Annotated in this window: 6 protein-coding genes; 1 reads left to right on the top strand and 5 read right to left on the bottom strand. The window is 67.9% G+C overall.

The annotated features are described in order from the left end of the window. The first annotated feature begins 7 nt into the window (after window positions 1-7). Window positions 8-2,605, top strand: coding sequence for a [protein-PII] uridylyltransferase (locus tag GEV05_09430; protein MPZ43607.1), 2,598 nt, complete (start codon window positions 8-10; stop codon window positions 2,603-2,605). Between the two features lie 36 nt (window positions 2,606-2,641). Here the strand turns inward: GEV05_09430 and GEV05_09435 are convergent, their stop codons facing one another. From GEV05_09435 to GEV05_09455, 5 genes are all read right to left on the bottom strand, one after another. Continuing rightward, window positions 2,642-3,175 (bottom strand): peptide deformylase, encoded by a 534-nt coding sequence (locus GEV05_09435; protein MPZ43608.1) that lies wholly within the window; start codon window positions 3,173-3,175, stop codon window positions 2,642-2,644. Then, window positions 3,153-3,911, bottom strand: a complete 759-nt coding sequence (locus tag GEV05_09440; GenBank protein ID MPZ43609.1) for an S-methyl-5'-thioinosine phosphorylase — start codon at window positions 3,909-3,911, stop codon at window positions 3,153-3,155. Before GEV05_09440 ends, GEV05_09435 begins: the two co-directional genes overlap by 23 nt. 9 nt (window positions 3,912-3,920) lie before the next feature. Beyond that, the gene (locus GEV05_09445; protein ID MPZ43610.1) at window positions 3,921-4,406 is read right to left on the bottom strand and encodes a hypothetical protein; all 486 of its coding nucleotides are present in this window, start codon (window positions 4,404-4,406) and stop codon (window positions 3,921-3,923) included. Next, a complete protein-coding gene (locus tag GEV05_09450) occupies window positions 4,403-5,776 on the bottom strand; it encodes an HlyD family type I secretion periplasmic adaptor subunit (protein ID MPZ43611.1) in 1,374 nt (457 codons plus the stop codon). The genes GEV05_09445 and GEV05_09450 overlap by 4 nt, the downstream gene beginning before the upstream one ends. Next, window positions 5,769-6,972: ATP-binding cassette domain-containing protein (locus GEV05_09455; GenBank protein MPZ43612.1), on the bottom strand; the 1,204-nt coding region annotated here is incomplete at its 5' end. The genes GEV05_09450 and GEV05_09455, both read right to left, overlap by 8 nt.

Below are 6,972 nucleotides of genomic sequence, written 5' to 3' on the forward strand. Positions count from 1 at the left end.
GACCACCATGACCGACGCGCTCGCGCTCGATGTCGCCACGCCAGCGTCCGGCGCCGAAGACGACGTAGCGCTCCTGCGCCGCAGCCTCAAGCAAGGCAGAGAGCAACTGCGCACGGCCTATCGCCGCCATGCTTCGCCCCGCACCCTGCTCGCTGCGCATCGCCGGCTGGTGGACCGCGTCCTGGTGCACGCCTGGCGCCGCCTGCCGCATCCGGCTCGCAGTACGCTCGTCGCCGTCGGCGGCTATGGCCGCGGCGCGCTGTTTCCCTGCTCGGACATCGATCTGCTGATCCTGGTGGAGCCCGACGAATCCTGCGCGCACGACCCGCGCATCGAGGGCCTGATCGGCACGTTCTGGGATATCGGGCTGGAGGTCGGCCACAGCGTGCGCACCCCGAGGCAGTGCGTGGAGCTCGCCTCGCAGGACATCACGGTGCAGACCAGCCTGCTGGAGGCGCGCTGGCTTTGCGGCGACGGCCCGCTTTATCGCCGCTTCGAGCACGAGTTCCAGGCCGCGCTCGATCCGCAGATGTTCTGCAAGGCCAAACAGCTCGAGCAACGCCAGCGGCACGAACGGTTCCTCGATACCAACCTCGAGCCGAACCTGAAGGAGTTTCCGGGTGGCCTGCGCGATCTGCACCATTTGCTGTGGATCGCGCGCGCGAGCGGCCTGGGCAGCTCGTGGAAAGCAATGGTGGCGAGCGCCCTGGTGATCCCGGCCGAAGCCCGCCAGCTGCGAAACCTCGAGCGTGGCTTGAGCGATATCCGCATCCGGCTGCATTACCTGGCCGGCCGGCGCGAGGATCGGCTGCTGTTCGACTACCAGAGCGCGCTCGCGCGCGAGCTGGGCCTGGAAGATGGCGCGACGCGGCGTGCGAGCGAACAGCTGATGCAGACGCTCTACCGCACCGCCAACGCCGTGCGGCAGCTCAACACGATCGTGCAGCAGAACGTGGCCGCGCGCATTTTCCCCCAGCGCACCGAGGCCCCGGAAGTGATCAATGAGCGCTTCGTGGCACGCAACGAGCTGCTGGAGGCGTCGACCGAGGACCTGTTCGAGCGCGAGCCGAGGGCGATCCTCGAAGGCTTCGCGCTGCTGCAGGAGCACCACGAGCTGAAGGGCATGCGGGCAAGCACGCTGCGGGCGCTGTGGCGTGCGCGCCGGCGCATCGATGCGGCTTTTCGCAGGGATGCGGTGAACCGCGCCCGCTTCATGGCGATCCTGCGCAATCCCCGGCTCATCCGCGAGCTGCGGCGGATGAACGAGTACGGCATCCTCGGCCGCTACATTCCCGCCTTCGGCCGCGTCGTGGGCCAGATGCAGCACGACCTGTACCACGTCTACACGGTGGACGAGCATACCTTCAAGGTCGTGCGCAACCTGCGCCGCTTCACCGTGCCGGAGCTCGCCCACGAGTATCCCCTGTGCAGCCGCCTCATCAGCGACCTCGAGCGGCCGGAAGTGCTCTACCTCGCGGGGCTGTTCCACGACATCGCCAAGGGCCGCGGCGGCGACCATTCCGAGCTCGGCGCGGTCGATGCGCGGCGCTTCTGCCGCGATCACGGGCTGTGCGCGGAAGATGTCGATCTGGTCGCCTGGCTGGTGCAGCACCATCTGCGCATGTCGGCCACGGCGCAAAAACAGGACATCAGCGATCCGGCGACGGTGCGGGCATTCGCCCGCATGGTCGGCGACGATCGGCACCTGGTCGCGCTCTACCTGCTCACCGTGGCCGACATCCGCGGCACCAGTCCCAAGGTCTGGAACGGCTGGAAAGCCAAGCTGCTGGAGGACTTGTTCTGGGCCACGCGACGCGTGCTTGCCGGCGAGCATGTGACGCGCCGATCGAGCGTGGAGACCCGCCAGGCGGAAGCATTGTCGCGGCTGCGTCTGTACGCGATTCCGGACGATGCGCACGAGAAGCTCTGGGCGCAGCTCGACACGTCGTATTTCCTGCGCCACGACGCCCAGGAGATCGCCTGGCATACGCGCCTGCTCAATTACCGCGTGGACAGCCCCGTCCCCGTCGTCAAGGCGCGCCTGGCGCCGATCGGCGAGGGACTGCAGGTGCTGATCTACACGCCCGACCAGGAGGAGCTGTTCGCGCGCATCTGCAACTTCTTCAGCTGCGCGGGCTTCAGTATCGCCGAGGCGAAGATCCATACCACGCGCCACGGCTACGCCCTGGACAGCTTCATCATCCTCGATCCGCAGGGGCGGGACGCGAACTATCGCGACGTGATGAGCTTCGTCGAGCACGAGCTGGCGCAGCGCCTGGAGCAGCGCGCGCCGCTGGAGCCGCCCGCCAACGGCCGGCTGAGCCGCAGGGTGCGGCACTTCCCGATAAGTCCCGAAATCGAGCTGCAACCCGACGAGCGCGGCACTTACATGGTGCTGAGCGTGATCTCCGGCGATCGCCCCGGCCTGCTCTATCGCATCGCCCTGGTGCTGGTGCGCTACGACATCAACCTGCATTCGGCCAAGATCAATACGCTGGGCGAGCGCGTGGAAGATACCTTCCTCATCACCGGCTCGGCGCTCAAGGACACCCGCACCGCGGTGCGCCTGGAGAGCGAATTGGTGCAGGCCCTGCAGATCGAGTAGCAGACGAGGCTGCTTACAGCATCGGGGGCGAGCCGCTTACTCGTCGATCGGCGGATCGCCCGGAAACAGCACCTCGGTGAAGCCGAAATTGCGCAGGTCGTCGATGCGCATCGGGTACAGGATGCCGTCGAGGTGGTCGCACTCGTGCTGCACCACGCGCGCATGGAAGTCCGCAACGTCGCGCTCGATCGGACTGCCGTACTGGTCCGAGCCCTTGTAGTGGATGCGCCGGTAGCGCGGCACCAGCCCGCGCATGCCGGGAACGCTCAAGCAGCCTTCCCAGCCCTCCTCCATTTCGTCGCCCAGCGGGCGTATCTCGGGATTGATCAGCACCGTGTACGGCACTTCCTCGGCATCGGGGTAACGGGGATTGCGCTTGACGCCGAAGATCACGACCCGTAGCGGCACCCCGATCTGCGGCGCGGCGAGCCCAGCGCCGTTCAACGCCTCCATCGTATCGAGCATGTCGGTGAGAAGCGCGTCGAGCTCCGCCGTGCCGAACTGCGTGACCTCGCGCGATCGCTCCAGCAGGAGCGGACTTCCCATCCTAAGTACGGACCTCACCGCCATCAGGCACCTCGAGCTGCAGCAATATCCGGACGACCCGCGCCATTGCGGCATCGAGCACCGTGCCGATGTCCGCCACCACGATCCCGCTGCGGCTCGAGGCGCGTCCCGCCGCCCAGTTCGCCACGACTGCAAGCGTCGCATAGGCCACCGACGCCTCGCGCGCAAGCGCCGCTTCGGGCATGCCCGTCATCCCGACCATGTCGGCCCCGTCGCGCTCCAGGCGATCGATCTCGGCCGCTGTTTCCAGACGCGGACCCTGCATGGCGGCATAGACGCCACCGTCGACGATCGGCTCCTCGGCATTGCGGCCGGCTTGCAGCAAGGCCGCGCGCAGCGACGGCGTATAGGGCTCGGTGAAGTCGATATGGCTGACCTGGCTGTCGGACCCGTCGAAGAAGGTCGCGCGGCGCTCGTAGGTGTAGTCGATGATCTGGGACGGAACGGCGATGGCGCCCGGCGCCAGATCCGCGCGTATGCCGCCGACCGCGGCGAGAGCGACGATCGCACGCACGCCCTGCTGAGCCAGGGCCCAGATGTTGGCCCGGTAGTTGACCGCGTGCGGTGGAATCGTGTGGCCGTAGCCGTGGCGCGCGAGAAAGACGACTTCGCGGCCTCGCAGCAGTCCGAAGGTAAGCGCTGCGGATGGCTCGCCATACGGGGTGTGGATCGCCTGCAGGCGCGCGTGTTCCAGCACCGCCAATCTGCCCGCTCCGCTGCCCCCGATTATGCCCAGCATGGGCGGCGATTATAGCGGAGCGTTCCTTGCCGCGATGCCCGCCTCGTGCGGACTTGCCCAACGAAGGCGCACGCGCAGGCGCCGCAATCGATCGGGCGCGACGCTGTCCGGCGCCAGCACGACGTAGCGCGGCAGGCGCCGGCCCGGTTCTTCCAGGTGCAGCACGACGAGCCAGGTCGACACATACGACGAGCCCTGGACGCGGCACGCGAGGCGGCTTCCGTCGCGCCGCGCGATCGAGCATTCGCACTCGCCACGAAAGTCGAGCGCGACCACGGCGCGAGGGGCGAGCAGCAAGGCATGGCGGCGCAACGTCCAGCAGGCGTTTGCGAGCAGCGCCACGCCCGCCAGCACGCGTGCATACCATTGCGGCAGCGCGACCATCGCCGCGCCTGCCGCGGCCGCATGTGCGAGCGCAAGCGCCCACGCCAGCACCGGAGATGCGTGCAATTCGATGCGCAAAGCAGGAATTTCGCGTTCGCCGCGTACCCTCACGACTCGCGTCCCGCTTCGCTCAGCGTTCGCCGCACCGGCGAAAGCAGATACTCGAACAGCGTGCGGGTTCCGAGATGAATCTCGGCAGCCAGCTGCATGCCGGAGACCAGCCGTTGCGGGTCGAGTCCGACCGGCGCGGCTGCGCGATCGATGCTGACCAGCGCCCGGTAGTAAAGCCCCACGGCACCCGCGTTCGCGGGATCCGGGCGCTCCGTCGCATCCGCGCTCATGTGACGCACGCTGCCCTCCAGCATGCCGTAGCGCTGATAGGGAAAAGCTGCGAGCTTCAATCGCACCGGAGCACCGGGCGCGACACGGCCGGCGTCCAGGTTGCTCACCCATACCTCGGCCTCCAGCGGCTCGTTGCGTGGCACGATGGTGGCAAGAATGGTTGCGGGCGCCACGACCGTTCCCGTGCTGTGGGTGGCAAGATCCTTGATGACGCCGGCGGACGGTGCCCGCAATTCGAGCTGACCGCTGCGATGCGCCTGCTTCGTAAGGTCCTCCTGCAGGCGCTCGAGCTGCGCCTGGGCTTCCACTCGCTCGTTGTTCAACTCGCGCCGGTGGTTGGAGGCAAGCTGCGCAATGCGCCGCTCCGACATCGCGATGGCGGCGCGAGAGCTCATGACCGTAGCGCGTTGCGCCTGCAAGTCCTGCTCGTTCTCGATCCGGCTGCGGCGCCGTTCCAGCGCGAGCAGCTTGCCGGCGAAGCCTTCCCGGGCGAGCTTCTCCCACGCCTTCTCCTGCTCGACGTAGATCGGGGCCGTGCGCTTGAGCTTGGCCTCGATTTCCTGCGCGCTGCGCACATCCTGTTGCGCCTTCGCCAGGGCTGAACGCTCGGCAGCGAGCGAATCCTCGAAGGCGCGGCGCCGGGCGTAGAACTGCGCCTGGACTTGAGCGTAGAGATCGTCGCGATCGCCGTCGCTGCGCTCGAACGCGGCCCCGGAGAGCTCCGCGTCGATCCTGCGGATCTGCAGGCGTCGCAACACAATCTCCGTTTCCAGGATGCGGCCGTCGGCCTCGGACAACTCGGTGTCCATCCGGAACAGCACCTGGCCCTCCAGCACCGCTTCGCCCTCGCGCACGAGTATCTCCCGCACCACGCCCGAGTCGGAAGGCTGCACGATACGCAACAGCGACTGCGGCACGAGCTTGCCGGGCGCGACCGCGACGACGTCGATCTCGCCGTAGGCGATGGCGGCCGCGGCGCTCGCAAGAATGGCGACGATGAGGTAGAGCGTGATTCGGGGCAGAGGCGATGGCGGCCGGGCGAAAGCGACCAGGCGCTCGGGCGCGAATGTTTCGTAGTCGGTCGCGCGCTTGCGCGCAGAGGCTGCGGCGCTCTCGCGCCGGATTGCCTGGCTAGGCATGCGCGCGTCCGTCGACCGGCAGCCGTATCACCTGGTCGCACTGCAGGGCGAGCGGGCATTCGTGCGCGATGAACAGGATCGAGACGGCGCCGCGCAGGCTGTTGATCGTCTCGACCAGCGTTGCCGCGAGATCGGCATCGAGACTCGAAGTGGCCTCGTCGAAGATCACGATGCGCGGCCGTTTGAGCAGCGCGCGTGCGATCGCCAGGCGCTGCTTCTGGCCGCCGGACAGTCCCGTCCCCATCTCGCCGAGGGTGCTCAGATAGCCCTGCGGCATGGCTTCGATCACCGCGTGCACCTGCGCGGCCTTGCAGGCCGCCACGGCGTCGGCGAACGAGGCGCCCGGATTGGCATCCAGCAGGTTCTGCAGCACCGTGCCCGAGAACAGCCGGCTCTCCTGCGGCACCATGCCGAAATAGCCGCGCAACTCGTTGGCCGCCATGTGCGTGATGTCGACGCCGTCGATGGCGATGCATCCCGCGGTCGGCAGGTAGAAGCCTTGCAGCAGCCGCGCCAGCGTGCTCTTACCGGTGCCGGATGCGCCGATCAGCGCCACGCATTGGCCGGGCTCGATCGTGAACGACAGATCGCGGATGAGCCACGGCCGCCCGTCGTGGCGAAACCCGAGCGCGCCGCATTCGAGTCGCCCTGCCCCGCTAACAGCGCGCGCCGGCGCGACCACGACCGGTTCGGCCGGAACATCCATGATGTCGGCGAGGCGGCGCACGCTCACGTGCACCTGCTGGAATTCCTGCCACAGCGACACCACCCGCAGCATCGGGCCGGTCAGCCGGCCAGCGAACATCTGCATGGCGACCAATCCGCCGATGGTCAGATCGCCGCCCGCGATCACGAGCCACGCGCCAACGCAGAGGATCGCAGCCGACAGCAACTGCTCCAGCGCATGGGCGAGCGTCTGGACGGTATTGCCGAGCCGGCGTGCGTCCAACCCGGCCGCGAGGTAGTCGGCGAACAGCCGCCCGAAACGCCGTTGCAGTTGCCCTTCGAGCTGAAGAGACTTCACCGTTTCGATGCCGGCCAGATATTCGGTGACGAACGCCTGATGGCGTGCCCCGCTCAGGAACTGGCGATCGATGCGCCGGCGCAGGACGGGCGTGACGCCGAGGCTCAGCGCCACCAGCAACGCCAGCACGCCGAGCGCTATCGCGGTCAGGGTCGGGCTGTAGTAGTACATG

This window comes from Betaproteobacteria bacterium, from assembly GCA_009377585.1.
Classification (GTDB): domain Bacteria; phylum Pseudomonadota; class Gammaproteobacteria; order Burkholderiales; family WYBJ01; genus WYBJ01.

Coding starts and splice junctions, on each gene's coding strand:
- GEV05_09435 (MPZ43608.1), bottom strand. CDS start 3,175: ATGGCGGTGAGGTCCGTACTTAGGATGGGAAGTCCGCTCCTGCTGGAG.
- GEV05_09430 (MPZ43607.1), top strand. CDS start 8: ATGACCGACGCGCTCGCGCTCGATGTCGCCACGCCAGCGTCCGGCGCC.
- GEV05_09450 (MPZ43611.1), bottom strand. CDS start 5,776: ATGCCTAGCCAGGCAATCCGGCGCGAGAGCGCCGCAGCCTCTGCGCGC.
- GEV05_09440 (MPZ43609.1), bottom strand. CDS start 3,911: ATGCTGGGCATAATCGGGGGCAGCGGAGCGGGCAGATTGGCGGTGCTG.